Below are 16,350 nucleotides of genomic sequence, written 5' to 3' on the forward strand. Positions count from 1 at the left end.
GTCGAGTCAAGTGTTGTGCGTGAGGATTTTTTCTCGTGGTCGTCATTCGCGGCAACGCTGGTGCGAGTCCGGCTGTTCTTCGACGAACCGGACAGTTGGTTTCACTCTCGACGAACGAATCACCAATTCGCGAAGATGTCGTCGAGGGGGCTGGAGCTACCCGAAGAAGATGCCGTCGTCGTATTGACGGATGATTTGCGTGCCATGAAAGCGTTCACGGGAATTGAGGCGGCTCGGTAACCGCGTTCGGTGAAGTGATGGCCGTCGAGCTGTTGCGAAGGGGCGACAGCGATTCCCGAGATTCGGTTCGTGGCGACCGTTGCCGCAGAGGTTGCCGGAGAGATTGCGATTCCATCGTGGAAAGCGGCGGGTTGGTCTTGCGAGACCGCATAGGTTCCCGCAGCGAGGTTGTCGAACTCGTATCGACCGGTCGCATCGGTGATCGTTTGCCGAGAAACCGTTTCGCCTTTGCGATCCGTTCCGGTTAAGCGAATCGTGATTCCGGCGATCGGCATTTCATGGGCTTCCTTGGTACGACTGCCATCGGTGTCGGCCCAAACAAACCCAGAGATCGTGGCATCACGCGGGTCGTCGGTCACCGAGACGGTATGGTCGGTCCCGCCGACGCTCACGCCATTGTTGTTACCGACCGATTGCAAACCAAGAACAATCGTCTCGGTTGGTTCGGCGGTTCCTTCGTCGTTCAACACGATACGAACGACTTGCGATGATCCGTTGGAACTTCCGGCGGGAAAAGTCACTCGCATCGTTGAAATGGTGAAGTCACCGCTACCCGCAGAACTCGATGACCTAACGATGACATCGACCGACAACGGTTCCTCCAAGATCGCTCCGCCGGTGGTCGTCAACACGACACTGACTTCATGAGTCCCGTCGGTCTCGGCCACCGTGCTCGCAGAGTTGGCGAACGATACCGTGATCGAATCATCGTCCGCAATGGTCGTCGTAATCGGTTGGTCGGCGACCGTGATCGATGTCGCGAGGCCAGAGGAAACGTTGGATAGTTCGCCCAATCGAACCGTGAACGACTCGTCGTTTTCGATGCTCGAATCACCGCGTACATCGACCGTGAACGTTCGTTGTAAGCTTCCCGATTCGTCGAACGTCAAGACACCTGATGCAGCCGTGTAATCACGCGCCGAAGCAACGCTTGTGGCGGTCCCATCGCTGGTCGTGTAGGCAATGCTGACACCGCCCTGCACCGGAGCGGAGAGGCTGACCGTGTAGGTCAACGAAGTCGTCGATCCAGGACCACCAGGTTCGCTCGCTCCCGTCGGGCCTTGAATCGAAAGAGTCGCTGAGTCGTCGTTCTGGATCTCGCCGGTCGCAACGGATCGTTCGATGTCAATGAAATCGGCGAGGCCTGCTGGTAAGCCGGTTAAGTCTCCCAGCGTCATTCCGACGACCTCGTTGGGTTCCACCATCGCATCGCCAAGCACCGGCACACGGATGGTTTGCGTTGCCGTGGAATTGGCGGCAAAGGTTAATTGGCCGGACGTGGAGACGTAATCGGATCCGGCGGTCGCCGAGGAGCTGGCGCCGGTGTCGTTGGTTGCGAATGCGAGGCTGAACGCGTTGTCGACGGGAGCTGACAAACTCACCGCGAACACCAATTCGTTGGATGCGTTGGCACCGCCTTCGTTCACGGCGGCCGCGTCTTGAATCGACAACGTCGCCCGGTCGTCCGCCAAGATCGTGATGTCGATCGGAGCGACGGGGCGTGTGATCGAACCGGCGATCGTCGTGGACAGTCCGGTCAACTCACCCAATGCGACCGCGAATGTTTCATTCGTCTCGAGTCTGGAGTCGCCGTTGACGACGACGCTGAATGTTTGTGTCTCGTCTGATTGGCCGGTAAACGTGAGCGAACCGTTGGCCGCGATGTAATCAGCGTCCCCGACCGTCGCGGTGCCGTCGGTTGTCGCGTATCCGATTTGGAAACCCGAATCCACGTCTCCCTCTAGCGTAGCGGTAAACGTGATCGTCGAAGTGGTCCCGGCGGTTCCTTCGGTGACCGTCGTTTCGGATGCGACCAAACGGATCGAGGCCGTGTCATCATTTGCGATCGTAGCCGAAATTTCCGGCGTCGGCACAACGACTTGAAGGTCTTGGGCTAAGCCCGTGATCGATCCCAAGCGAACTACGAATGTTTCGTCGTTTTCCACGACGTCATCACCGGAAATGACGACGTCGATCGTTCGCGTTTCCTCGGCCGCACCCGAGAAGTTCAAGATCGAACTGACTGCGGTGTAATCGCTGGCAGCATTTGCGGTTCCATTGACGGTCGTGATCGGGATGGAAAAGCCATCCGCATCGTCGACGGCGTCCGTCAATTCGACTTCGAACCGAAATGTCCGCGAACCACCCGCGTCACCCTCGGTGTTGTTCGTCGTGATATTTCGCAAGATCAAACGGGGAGCGTCGTCGTTAAGGATCGTCAGCGGCGCGGGCGAGTTAACGATCGTGATCGCATTTCGAATCACGTCGTCGGTTGCCATCAAATTGCTAAGCGTGAGATTGAAACTTTCGTCCGGTTCGGGCGTTTCGTCTCCGATGATGGAAACCGAAATCGTTCGCGTGAGCGGATCGTTCCCGCCCAAAGATAACGTTTCATTGGAAGCGACATAGTCGTTGCCAGCAATCGTTGCCGAGTCGTCAGTCGTTGCGAACTCAACCGTCACGCCACCTTGAACGGCGGCCGACAAACTCACCGTCGAGGTGATGGACGATTGGCCGTTTGTGTCGCCTTCGAAGACCGCTGCCCCGGCAGCCAGGGTGATCGTTGCGGTGTCGTCGTTGAGAATCCGGGCGGTCGCGTCGATGCTTGGAAGCGACACATCGGTTAGTTCGACCCCGTTTCCGTTCGCGACCAAGTTGGTAACCCGAAGCGATACGCCTTCGTTCGATTCCACAATCTCATCAGCGACGATCGGCACACTGATCGTCATCGTTTCGCCGTCGACTCCATTGAACGTTGCGGTTCCACTGGTCGGGTTGAAATCGGTACCCGGCGTCGCTGGCACGCCCGATGTCGCCGCGATTGCGGAGTAATTTAGTGATAGCCCTGACTCGACCGCACCATTCAAGCGGATCGTGAATTGCAACACCGAGGTGCCGCCAGGGTTGCCTTCGACAACGTCCGTCCCCGTCACAACGATGGCGGCGGTATCGACGTTGGTGTTGGTCACCGAAACGGGAGCCACATCGAGATTATTAAAATCCGCATCGGTGCTCGTCGTGGGGCCGAGCTGTACTTGCGAAACCACATCGGCGTCGACACGGGCATCGGCGAGTCCCGTGACGGTGATCGTTTGCGGAACGTTCCAGTTCGATGGTGTGAAGACCAACGGTGTGTTCACGTCGATCGAAAGTTCGGTGGCGTCGCTAACGGAGATCGGGACCGAAACATTCTCGGTTGGTTGTTTAGCAAGGGAAACTTCGAACGTCACCGCGGTGCCCGATTCGCTCGTCGTTAAATCATCGGCGGCGATCACGCGGACGTTGCCGACGTCATCATTGAGTGTGCGGACTCGCACCGGATCGATCGAGATTGCGTTGTAAGCGGTGTCCGCACTGGTCGCCGATATTACGATGCTGGACAACACATCTTCGTCGACAAGTTGATCGTCCACGCCGGTGACGGTGAAGGATTGTGGTTGGTCGAAATTGGCGGCTGTGAAAGTCACCGTCGCGGGTGAAACCAATGCTTCGGAAGTATCTTGCGAGATCGCGGTGATCGTCACCGGTTGAGTCGGCGGAGTCGCGAGGGTGATCGTGAAAGTGCCCGTTGTGCCGGTTTCCGAAACCACGATCGGATCGGCGGCGGCGACGTTGACCGCAGGGACATCATTGTCAACGTTCGTCACGACGAGAGGATCAACCGACAGGTTCGCGTAACCCGCGTCGGCACTCTGTGAAAGATTGAAAGTGATATTCGCGGTCCGGTTCCCGTCAACGACCAAGCCGTCGTCGACGCCGGTGAGCGTGACGGTTTGGTTTTGATTCCAATTCGCCGGCGTAAAATTGAGCGTCGTCGGGCCGACCGTGACTTCGTTCGTGTTGGAACTAGCCAATGCAATCGTCACGTTACCGAGCGGTTGTTTTTGCAATCGAACGGAGAAACTATCCGTCGATCCAGATTCATCTGTTCGAAGATCCGCGATGCCGGTTAGTTCCAATGCGGCGACATCATCGTTGGTGTTCGTCAACGAGACCATTCGAGCCAAGGCCGGAGAGTTGTAGCCCGCGTCGGTCGTTGAAGACGGCGTGAGAGTGATTTGATAGGAAACGTTGCCATCGACCCGTTCGTCGTTCACACCGGTGATCGTGATGAATTGGTTTTGGTTCCAATTGGTCGCGTTGAAGGTCAACGGGCTTCCGCTGACGATGCCTTCGCCGGTGTTGTTGCTTACCGCCGTGACTTGGACGGTCCCCATCGGTTGGGTTTGCAAGCGAACCGCAATTTGACTCGTTCCGCCCGCTTCGGTGGTGTTGCCTGGATTGGCCGCGCCGACGACCAAGGACGGAACGTCGTCGTCGAGGTTGGTTAACATCACGGTCGTCGGATTCAAACCACGGTAGGCGACGTCGCTCGCTTGGGTCGTCGTCAGGGTGACTTGATAAGCCTGGTTTCCGTCGGTCGTATCGTCGTTGACACCCGTTACGGTGACCGTTTGCGGTTGATCGAAGTTCTGCGGCGTGAACGTTAACTGCGCAGTGTCGGGTGTGCCTTCGCCGGTATCCGACGAAACTACTGTTACGAAAACATTGGTTGTCGGTTGCCGGGTCAGCCGCACGCTAAACGTGTCGGATTGATCATTTCCGGGTGCCTCGCTGGTGATCAATCCGGTCAGCGGTTGTACGAGCAAACGGGCTTGATCGCCTTGATTGGTGACGGTCAATGGCGACCGAACAAAGTCGCGGTAGGCGTTGTCAGGACTGGTCGAAAAGTCGAACGTGATGTTCGCGGTTTGATCGCCGTCGATCGTGTTGTCGTTGACACCGGATAAAGTGACCGTCTGAGCGTTATTCCAGTTCGCCGGCGTGAAAGTCAGGCTTGTCGGAGCGACGGTGACTTCGTTCGTGTTGCTACTCGCCAAACGGACGATCACATTGGCGGTCGGCTGCGCCGATAGAGCGATCGTGAACGAATCCGTGCCTCCGTTTTCGTTGGTGATCAGCGAGTCGATCCCGGTGAACGTGAGACCAGGGACGTCGTCGTCTTGATTGTTGAGCGAAATTGATCGGGAGAGATTGTTGTACGCCGGATCGCTGTTCGAAACGCTATTCAGGTTGACGTTATAGTTAACCGAACCATCGATGGTGGAATCATTGGCTCCGGTCACCGTGATCGTTTGTGGCTGATTCCAATTGGTCGAAGTGAAAGTCAGTTGAGCCGGCGATATTGTGCCTTCGGTCGTATCGGACGACACGACGTTCACAGTGACGGTGCCTGTCGGCGGCGTTTGCAAGCGAGTCGTGAAGGTCGCCGTTCCACCGCCTTCGGTCGTGAAAGTACGATTGGGTGCCGAAACAATCAGGTTCGCTACATCGTCGTCCTGGTTGGTGACCATCACCGACTTGGCGGGAAGCGATCGGTAAGCCGGATCGCTGCTCGAGTTGGGCGTGACCGTGATTTGGTAGGCGACCGGGCCATCGACCATCTGATCATCGACGCCGTTGACGGTCACGGTTTGGGTTTGATTCCAATTGTTTGGCGTGAACGTCAGTGTTGAAACCGACGGGGTGCCTTCGGTTGCGTCCGAGGTCGCGATATTAAAAACAACATTCGAATTCGGACGAGATCGCAAACGTACGTTAAACGTATCGCTACCGCCGGCGGTGATCGATTCACCGGTGATCAAACCGGCGTTGGGTTCGACCAGGAAGTCAATCACGTCATTATCGTTATTGAGAATGGACAGTGTCGGAACGGCCACGTTGTTGTACTGCGTGTCCGTCGTCACGATCGAACCGATGATCGCGTAGCTTTGCTGGCCGTCGACGTCGTCGTCGTTCACGCCGGTAATCGTCAACGTGCGCGGTTGGTTCCAGTTGCTCGGGGTGAAGATAAGTTGATTCGGAGAAACGATCCCTTCGGTGATGTCGGTCGACGTGAAGTTGACCGTCACGTTGGCGGTGGGCTGGGTATCAAGAGTGACTTGGGTTGTCGCGGTGCCCAGGTCTTCGTTGGTGACGAAACCGAATGACGGGTTGAAAGTGATTCCTGCGAAGTCATCGTCGGTCACGGTGACGTTGATGTCGTCGACCGACACGCCGTTGAAGGCGGTATCGGAACTTTGCAAATTCGATGTCACCAACGTGACCGTCGTCATGCCACGATCCACTAGGTCATCGACCGCAGTGATTTGCACCGTTTGTGGCGTATTCCAATTGGCAGGCGTGAACGACAGCGACGTTCGCGACAGCGAGACTCGCCCGGAAGTTTGCGGAGTGATATTGAAACTGACCGGTTGGGATGGTTGCCGATTGAGTGCTACTTGGAACGTGGCCCCCGCGCCGCCCTCGGCGACTTGAAGGTTGCCAGCGCCGGTCAACACGACACCACTGCCGACGATTTGAATTTGGTCGCCGGTGACGTCGAACTCAGAGACTTCACCGAGCGGGAAATAGTATTCGGCCCGGAGGTTGGGTTCGGTGGCGTTAACGACATCCAAGTCGACCGAACCGGGGGCCAACGCGGTGACGTTGATTTCGAAGAACAGGATTTCTTCGGCCCGAGCCGCACCGGTCGGTTCGACTCGATCGCGACCATTGAGATTGTCCAAACGTCCCGGGGTGATTTCGCCGCTATTGGGCCGACCGGGGACGGTTTGAAATTCACTGCCCAGCGTAATCGGACCGGTGAATTGCAACAGCGACGAATCGAAAGGGATGTCAAAGACTGCTTGACGGATCCCCGAAGGAGTGTTGGCTCCTGCGGCGGGACGTTGGTCTTGGACGAATGTCCGCATCACGTAGCTTTCGCCGGCGCGAAGTGAGTCCACTTCGGAGCCACCGGTTGTCGGAAAGAACGCCAGTCGCACTCCGAACCCATCGAGCATTTGGCGGGATTCGAGGGCCTGGAATTGCAAGTCCGCTCGCTTTCGCGAGACGCCGGATTGCTTGCGTCCATCGCGGCGGGGGCTCGAACGGCGACGGGCCAGAAAGCGGCGAGAAAAGACCATCAATGGGGACTCAGGCGGAGGACCGAAAAGAAACGGCGGCGGAATGATCCGCCGCCGCTGGTGCTCGTTCGAGTTTAGTCACAAGTCGGTGGCGGGCCAGTTTTTTGAAACTTAGACGCACCGACTGGCAAAAAATTCCGTCGGACCGATCACGTTATGACAACGAGATCAATTGAGGTGATCGGTGAACCCTTCCAACTTCACGTTGGTCATCACCGACGACAGGTTTCGACGATCGAGTGTGTCGCCCGAATCGCCACCGCCTTCGATGTGGGCACGTGGTCCGAAGTCGATGTTATCGATCAGATCGACGCGGTCTTCATCGTTGCCCAGGTCGATGAAGGTGCCTGCTGTCACGATCACGTCTTCCAAGGTAACGCGGTCATCGCCCGCACCCAGGTCGCCATCATCGGCACCAGCAATTCCTAAATCGGCGAACAATTGGTCAACAAACGCCGGACGGATGGCATCGGTATTACCGATATTGAGGGCACCGTTGACGACCACGTCCATCATGTTGACGGTGTCATCGCCACCGCTCAGACCGATATCGACTAGTCCACGCAGGTCGGTGTTGATCACGCTGATCCGTTCGTTTCCATCGCCGTTGGCGAATTGAATGACACTCGGGGCGAGCGTATTGCCGCCGATGATCGTTCGTTCGGCAGGCAACGCCACGTCGCCGGCTTTGCCGATGATGATCGTGTTGGTGTCGTGGTCGTTCCCGTTGTTGACGATGATTCCGCTTGGCAAGCTGGACTCTTCGATCGTCAAACGGTCATCGCCGTCGGCGTTCACGACATTCAAACGACCACCGGCAAGCAAATCGGAGCCGATCACGCTGCCGTTATGGATCATGATTGCTGATCCGTGCAAGACGTTGCCGTCGCCGTTTTGGATATCGGAGTTGCCCCAAATGTTGATTGCCGAGAAGGTCACTTCATCGAAGCCGGCTCCGTTGACGATCTCCACATCTCCACGGATTCGACTCGGATCGGTCGCATTGTCGCGTTCGAGAGTGGTGCGGCTTTCGCCGTCGCCGTTATGGATTTCCAACACGTTTCGGGGGGCCATCACCAGCAATTCGCCGATGTCGGTGTTGGTGATTTTGATGATGTCCGCAGCACCGGTCGCGTTGGCAACGTGATCAGGATTGACCGGATCGGTGAAGTCTACCAAGCCGTCGTTGCTAATCGACAAACCGCCTTTGAGATCGCTATCAACGATCGTAATCATGCTTCCGCCACCACCGGATTCGATGTGAGCGGAGTAGAACGTGCGTGCACCATCGGCGGCGAAGTCCTTGCCGTTGACGACCACGTTGGACAGCATGGTAGTGCCCATGTCGTCGTCGTCTTGGTGGCTGACGAGCAACGTTTCGACTTCCAGATTCTCCAAATCAACGACGGCTTCTCCGTTGGTTTCGATTTGCAACATGCCATCGAGTTGTGAGCTGGCAGTCGCCGACTCATTCAACCCGACGATGGTGACCGAATCGGCCCCACCTTGTTTGAAGTCGATCATGATGTTGTGGATCGCGATGTTGATCGGGCTGACGAAGCTATCGCCGATCACGTCACCGTCTTCGTCGACGAACATGGTCTCCGAACCGGGTTTGGCACGCACGGTAAAGCTTTCCGAAGGCGAAAAGCCACGACGTGAATCTTGGAAAATTTCAACATGGTTGGCGTTGGTGTCTCCGGACATTCGGATTTCGTCGCCGACAACATCAATCATCACAAAGTTAGCCGCCAGAACGCGGCGGTTTTCGAGCGATTCGAAACGCATCCGGCGACGTCCGCCGTCACGCTTAGAATGCCGAGGGGTTCGAGAATTCTTGCTGAACATTTTCATGAGCTTCGTCTGAGAAGTGTGGAGAGAGTATGACCGTCCTGATGCATCCGGTCACGACAAGCCCTCGACGCGACACCCCATTGTTGGGACTCTCCATTTCTATTTACGACCCCTCGGATAAGCAAGTGTTGATTCTTCAAAGCGGCCGGATAATCGATAAATTGCTAGCAACCGGCCCTCTTGAATCATTTAATTGAACCATTCTCATCATTCCCCCCATTTTGTTTTGCGATTGGGAACTAGGGGGCGATTGCTCTCATCGTAACCCGACGCGTAACGGCGTATTGATTTATTGCACGTTTGGGCGTTTTCGTTTAACGGCAAGCCGCAGGCGGCTGCGTTTTCAAACTCTGGCGCCTGCGGCTTGCCGTTAAATGATTAAACCAATAGGCCGTCACGAATAACCCGGGCGAAAGACTCGCCCGTAACGTTGTCGCGGTAAAGTTTCGCCAGTTTGGCTGACCGGTTTTTCGGAATAGCAAGTTAGGATGAATTTGAATTGACTTTCAAAACGATTGGCTACTTTTATCTGGGCCGTGTTTAAGATGAGTTGCGAGACAGTTTCAATGAATTCGCAGCCGCGATGCGAATGAACCCTTATAAGAATGCTCGGATTTTGAAACGAGATACGCCTTTACGAATTGAATCGCTCGAGTCCCGCCGTTTAATGGCGAGTGACTTGTTGCTTGCTGGAATCGACGCGCCATCGTCGAGTCTCGCCAATCACGGCACCGTTTCGGTAATTGATTTGCGAGACAACGAGGTTTCGCCGATCCGACCTACTTCGTTCATTCAATCGACCGCGGGCGACGCCGGAACCATCTTCGGCGATGAAGTGTCCGGTCCGACCGAAGGTGTTACCGGGATGGCCAGTTTGAAGGACGGACGGGTCGCCCGAACGGTGAGTTTGTCGTCCAACCGAACCACGACGGGGCCTTCCGAATTGGTCGTTCAGAGTTCAGTCGCGGGCTCAGTCGTGGTGCGAGCGGATGTCCGACTGAACGGGCAAGCCGTTTCCGTTGCCGACTTAACTCATGATGTGGATCAACGACACTTGGTCGGAATCACGGCGGCGGACCCGAGTTCCCCACAAACGGCCCGGTTGATTCGGATCGATCCCGACACGGGCCTTGCCGAGGACATCGGTGACACCGGATTATCGGGCCAGGTTTCGATCGCCATGGCTGGCGATGGAACCCTTTACGCCGTTTCTCAGCAAAACGGATTCACGCCGTTGATGTTGCATCGATTGAATGTCCAAGATGGTAGCGTCTTGGATTCGCGCGCGGTGGTAGACGTTTCACCGTTTGGTTTCACGACGGGATTGGCCGTGCAACCAGACACAGGATTGCTGTTTGCCTCAGAGTCTCACCTGGGCCGTTTCTTTACGATCGACCCGACCTCCACCGGAACACTTACTCGGGATTTCTTATCGATCCAACCGCCACTGCGTGGTGTCAGTGGAGACGTTTCGTTCGTCACCCGACAAGATTCCACCGAGGTGGAACAACTCTTTCACGCCGATTTTAACGCCAATGCCGATGGGTTTGAGATCGACAATTCCGGTGGCGAAGTCGCCGGCATGTGGCATCGGTCGCTCGGGCGTCGCGAGGACGGCCAATTGAACCATTCGCTCAGTGGTTCGTTTTATTACGGTTTATTCGAAGGCCCCGAAGGCGGCGGCAATACGATTCGCGATCGGCACCACCGGGGTGTGATTGTTTCACCCGAGGTCGACTTGCCGGCCGATGGCACGTCGATCTTGAGCTTTAGCTACCTGCTCGACACACGGCCGGAATTGAACCGAGATTTCGTGACCGTCTCGATCAATGACGGGACCAACGTCACAACGATTTTATCTCGTGCGGACGGGACACTTCCCGAAACCCGAGGCGATTGGTTAACGGCAACCCACGACCTTTCGGCATTCGCCGGGCAAACGATCCGAGTTGAGTTCGAATACGATTCCGGCGATCCCGTCCTCGTCGATCCCGAGGGGTGGTATGTCGATGACGTGATCATCGTTCATTTGGCCGACCCGCCGCCGTTGCAAGTTGATTTGACCGCAACGAAAACAGCCGACTTCGACGAGGTCGCGCCGGGAGACACGTTGGTTTACACGATCACGGTGACTAACCAAACGATGTCGGAAACCGATGGCACGATGGTCACGGTTGCGGACACGTTGCCACCCGAAGTGACGCTTGATCCCTCCGGTACAACGGAAGGTTACCGGGTTGAAGCGGACGGACGGATTTTGTGGGAACTCGACGAATTGCCGGTCGGTGAAACCGAGACGTTCCTGTTAGCCGTCCGCGTCAATGATTCCGATGTCGGCGGTGAGGTAGTCGTCATGACCAACTCGGTGACCGTGACCGCCGCGCAACCTGACCCAAATCCAGACGATAATACCGCCGAAAAAGACGTGGACCGGGTCACTCCAGTGCGAATCGATCTGGCGGTGACGAAAGCTGTTGATCAGGCCGTCGCCGCGCCGAACGAAACGCTCGTGTATACGATCACGGTTACCAATACGGACAAATCCAACGCGACCGCAACCGCTTTTACGGTCACCGACACGTTGCCTGAAGGCGTTACTTTGGTCGAATCAGGAACGACACCTGGGTTTGCCATTCTGCCGGACAACCGAATTCAATGGACCGCCCAATCGCTCGCGATCGGACAATCGCCGCTGCAATACATCATCACTGCGACGATCAACAATATGGATGTTGGGGATGTGTCGAGATTCTTGACGAACACGGTTGCGGTCGAGGATACCGTCACCGACGACGACAATGATCAAGCCGAAGCAACGACCGAAGTGCCGCCGGCACCGATGGCGGATTTGTCGATCAACAAAACTGTCGACAACGCCAACCCGGTGATCGGCGAAGCGATTACGTTCACGATCATGGTTACCAATTCGGGGACGTCACGTAGCGACGCGACCGGCGTGATGGTGACGGATGTCGTTCCAGCTGGACTGACGATTACCGATATCGTCACGACGGCGGGAACCTATGATCCGGGAACCGGGGTCTGGGAAGGTTTCGGTCTTAGTCGTGGCAGTACTGAAACACTTACGATCGTTTCCACCGTCGAAGCAATCACGGGCGGACGGGTGCTCGTCAACACCGCTTCGGCTGCCGCCAATCAAGAGGATCCCGATGACACCAACGACAGCGATTCGGTCACGATCATCCCGACGCAAACGGTCCAGTTCATCACACCGCTGAGCGTGTTTCGTCAGGCCCCGGCGGACAATGCGATTCCTGATCTGAATCCCGACTTGGGTGAGATCACCGTGTCCGGCGACGAAGCCGCGATCATCGGATTCGCTTGGGCTGACATTGATTTGGATGGCCAATGGGATAGCAACGAGCAACCGCGTGCGGGTTATTCGTTTTTTCTTGATCTGAATCGCGACACCATCTTTGATCCTCAAACGGAGCCGCAGTCGCTCAGCGATTCCAATGGCCGCTACGTGTTTACCGGTCTGACCGCCGGGGAGTACTTGATACGAGAAACGGATTTTGAAAGTGGTGTGAATTTTCTTTCGACATTCCCGGTATCCGGTTCTCATTTGGTTAATGTGTCGGCCGGCGAGATCGTCTCGGGAGCATCCGGTCAGGCGCAGACGCCCAACTTCGGAGGATTCGAGTTTGCAACCCTCGTTCGGCCCGCGGACCAGTTCACGAAGTTTGTCACCGATCCCGATTATCCATTGCTGTTGCCTTCGCTCGTTCCTTGGCAAGCGATCACGGTGACCAATCCGACCGACGCGGTCATTCGGATCGAGTCGCTAGATGATTCAAGACTGAGCGAACGCAGTCGCGAGTTGATTCAGATGCGATCCCTGAGCGACGACGATACATTCGTCGAGTCCAGTGCAATCACTTTCCCGATCGAAGTGCCCGTCGGTGGGAAAGCTCGATTCCTGCTGCTGTACGATCCGGCGATTCGAGACGAGAGCACCAATCGCGTCGAATCGCAATTTCCCGACTGGCTGAATCCGGAAGATCGATTGAGTTTTCACACCTTTGGTGCCGACGAGCGGATTGAATTGGTGACGGATACCGGCTTGCGTTTTCCGGTCCATCTAGCCGGCGGATCGACATTCGATAGTGATGTCAGTCATGACGGAACCGTCGACGTGCTCGATTTCAACCTGCTCGACGACTTGTTGTTGCCCCAACCCGTCATCGTCAAGGGCGTGTCGGAACGTTTCGATCCGACTGCGGACGTCAACGCTCGCTGCCCAAATGGAGCCGACACGGTCACGGGAACGTGCACCTTTCCGGTCGGTCCGACGCCGCAGCGTGAGATCGGGCTGGGGGATTTTGGTCCGTTGAACGTGGAGTTCGTGACCCCCGCATCGAGTCGGTCGTCCGTGGAGCTGGTCGACGCGGCTTTGAAGCAGATCTTCGGTTGAGAAATTCGTCTTGACGCCGGGGGCGTTCTATCTCGACACTCCACCCCCGCAACAACCACGATCCAGAATCTGCCATGGATGGCAAAGGGACCGCGATGAAACGTTTTTTCCCAGGGACGGGAAGGGCTCGCCCACGATCCACCCGACTGCGCCGACCAACGGGCCGACGACCGGGCCAGTCGCTTCAATTCCAGTCACTTGAAAGTCGTCGGTTGCTCGCCGTTGCTGCGTTCGAAACCGAACTGCTGCAAGACAACAACGGCGTTCCCGGCGAAGTCATCGCCGACAATACGGTCATCGCCGGCGAAACGTTCTTCCTGAGAATCACCGCTCAAGAGTTCGACACCTTCCGATCCGGTATCCGAGCGGCGGCGGTGAACGTGGATTGGGATAGCGGATTGCTGAATGTCGTCGAGGAGGATTTTGACCTTCGAGAGGTCCTCACGGAGGATTTTCCTCTCTTTCAATACGCCGAACTGAAGAATGAAACGGGTTCACTTCACGACCTTAGCGGCGGAGCCATGTTGTCGTGGCAAGCAGGCCGAGCCATCGGTGACGAGGCACCAGAAACCTTTGCGATCATCAGAATGCAAGCCGGTCCCCAATCCGGAACGGCTTCGATCGAACTGAGCAAAAGTCGTGTGAAGACGACTCTGGTTCCGACGGTGGTGCTGGCGGAACGGCATATTCGGTTCGACAGCGAAACGATCACGATCGTCCCGGCGGCTCAGGCGGTGGTTGCGCAACCGACACCGACGAACGATGCGATCCCCGAAATATCGGAAGCTCCCGAAGTTCCGGAATCTCCCGTCGTTCCGGAAGTTCCTTCTCAGGTTGTTCCTGTGGTCGAATCGGCCGCGGCCGTCGATCAAGTCATGTCCTTCGACATGAACCAAGACGGCGTGTTTGATCTGGGTGACTTTGGTTTACTCAATTCGGTCGACTCGGCGGCTCGTCCGGTCGAACGGACCGAAGCCGAACCGGTCTCCGCTGTGGCGATTGAGTCGGAGTCGGATTCAACGAATCCAGCATCGCCCACTGCTGTGGCGATGCCCGCCTTGTTGCATACATGCCTGGCGTTCCCCGAAGGGGCCGATGACGCCGCGACGGAAGCTTGGCTGGATGCGTTTGCGACGGCTTGGATCGCCGATGCCGAGGCCCGTCAAAGACGTCGCGAACAAGCGGGTTTGTTTTAGAAATCTGTTCCACAAAAGGAACGGTTCGGAAACAATATCCACATCGGCATCGGGCAGGAGATTACCAACCCGACGCGTGAGTTTTGAAGTGGTGCCAACAACGTGTCGAGCGTACTCGTGCTCAATGAAATGGTGCTCGTACATGTTCTTCAAGCACACTGTCGTGTTCGAGCACCGCCGAGGGCCGAGCACGAGTACGAGTACGTGAGCCGGTTTCAATGCGCGTTCGCGGGCCCTTGGTTTGACATGCGCAACTTCAACGGCGAATTAGCGAAGGATGCGCCGTTGAACGGAATCCCTCGCTCACGCGGCGGGTTACGATCCGATCAACAGGCCGCCGGAGCCACGACGGCTTTGAGCGTGCATCTTACGATTGAGCTTTCGCAAGCCAATCTTCACTCAATTCTTTGGCTTCTTTTGATTCGGTTGTCCGATGCGGTTGTGTGCCGGGATCGGACTTTCGAATCCTTGGTAGGCTTCCGGGCGGATGCCGCGGGCGTGGGTTTGATTGCCGAAGGTGTTCGGGCGAAACGGACCGACCAGTGAGACATCCAGATCGGCGGTGATCGCGTCTTCGAGCCCGACCGACCACAGAATTCCGTTGATCATTAAACGACGATAACCTTCGTTGGTTAAGTCTTCAGGTGTTCCGTACAGGGACGTGAAAACTCGCCCTTGTTTGCCGGACTCGGATTGATAGGTGCGGGTCCATTCCGAAGGCATCGGAGGTTGAGTCGGCGAGGCGGGAGAATCGGGCGTCATGCCATCGAGCGGTTGGGCCATCGTCAAGATCTCGCCATCGGTCGGCTTGCCGACATAACCGCCCGCTTGAACCCACACGTCTTTCACCCCTCGCAAGATCGGATGATCTCGCATCGCATCGACGATCGTGATCCGGGTGCTTTGAACATGGTTCCTGCCGTAGTGGCCCACCCAGGTTTGACCGAGCACTTGATGGCCGAATCCGAGTTCGTAGGTCGGGTCGTCGGATTTGAAAGAGTACTTTGAATAAGTTTTGCCGCCGGGGATTTGAAAGGCATGGGTGGCTGTTCTCATGCCCACGACGGGACCGCCGCGTCGGAGGTACTCGTCGAGCGGTTTCATTTGGTCGTCCGGCAGGTTTTGAAACCGCAGGAACACGACGGCCAAATCGGCGGAATCCAGTGCTTCGGTTCCCGGCATGTTCGACGGTGTTCCGGCGACGATCTCTCCGGATTCCGGATCAATGTTGAACAGCACGCTGCAGCGAAATCCGTGGTGTTTGGCGAGGATTCTTGCCAGCGCAGGCAAGGATTCTTCGGACCGGTACTCATGATCACCGGCCAGGAAGACAATGTGTTTGCCAGCGCCGATCCCGTCACCTCCCTGATACACGAGCGTTTCGGCATGGGAAGAATTCAACGAGATGGCGATGAGCAGACACAAATAGGTTGCGATTTTCATAGGGCGTCAGGGGAAGTGGGGTAAATGGGGGGTGTTGGAAGATGTTCAAGTTTAACGACTTGATCGTCTGATCGGTGTGCGGTGCCAAGATTTTTTCCCAAAAGGAAAAGGGATCAAGGGCATGGGCCGCTTACCTCAAGCGCGCTCATCAAACCAGCCGGCCCTAGCCGCGCACCATAGCGGCGCGCTCGTCGCCATGGCTGTGACACGACCG

Annotated in this window: 5 protein-coding genes; 2 read left to right on the forward strand and 3 right to left on the reverse strand. The window is 56.6% G+C overall.

Annotation, left to right across the window (positions count from 1 at the left end):
* Window positions 1–119 precede the first annotated feature (119 nt).
* Complete coding sequence (locus Pla100_RS15375) at window positions 120–7,208, reverse strand: Calx-beta domain-containing protein (RefSeq protein WP_146578593.1); 7,089 nt, start codon at window positions 7,206–7,208, stop codon at window positions 120–122.
* A 168-nt stretch (window positions 7,209–7,376) separates the two neighbouring features.
* Complete coding sequence (locus Pla100_RS15380; protein WP_146578594.1) at window positions 7,377–9,062, reverse strand: Planctomycete extracellular domain protein; 1,686 nt, start codon at window positions 9,060–9,062, stop codon at window positions 7,377–7,379.
* Window positions 9,063–9,651: 589 nt separating this feature from the next.
* Between Pla100_RS15380 and Pla100_RS15385 the strand changes: the two genes are divergently transcribed.
* A complete protein-coding gene (locus tag Pla100_RS15385; RefSeq protein WP_231603091.1) occupies window positions 9,652–13,497 on the forward strand; it encodes a DUF11 domain-containing protein in 3,846 nt (1,281 codons plus the stop codon).
* Between the two features lie 95 nt (window positions 13,498–13,592).
* A complete protein-coding gene (locus Pla100_RS15390; RefSeq protein WP_231603092.1) occupies window positions 13,593–14,693 on the forward strand; it encodes a hypothetical protein in 1,101 nt (366 codons plus the stop codon).
* Window positions 14,694–15,092: 399 nt separating this feature from the next.
* On the opposite strand, the gene Pla100_RS15395 is transcribed toward Pla100_RS15390, so the two are convergent.
* Window positions 15,093–16,136, reverse strand: a complete 1,044-nt coding sequence (locus tag Pla100_RS15395) for a ThuA domain-containing protein (RefSeq protein WP_146578596.1) — start codon at window positions 16,134–16,136, stop codon at window positions 15,093–15,095.
* Window positions 16,137–16,350: the final 214 nt, after the last annotated feature.

It is taken from the genome of Neorhodopirellula pilleata, assembly GCF_007859915.1.
GTDB classification, from domain to species: domain Bacteria; phylum Planctomycetota; class Planctomycetia; order Pirellulales; family Pirellulaceae; genus Rhodopirellula; species Rhodopirellula pilleata.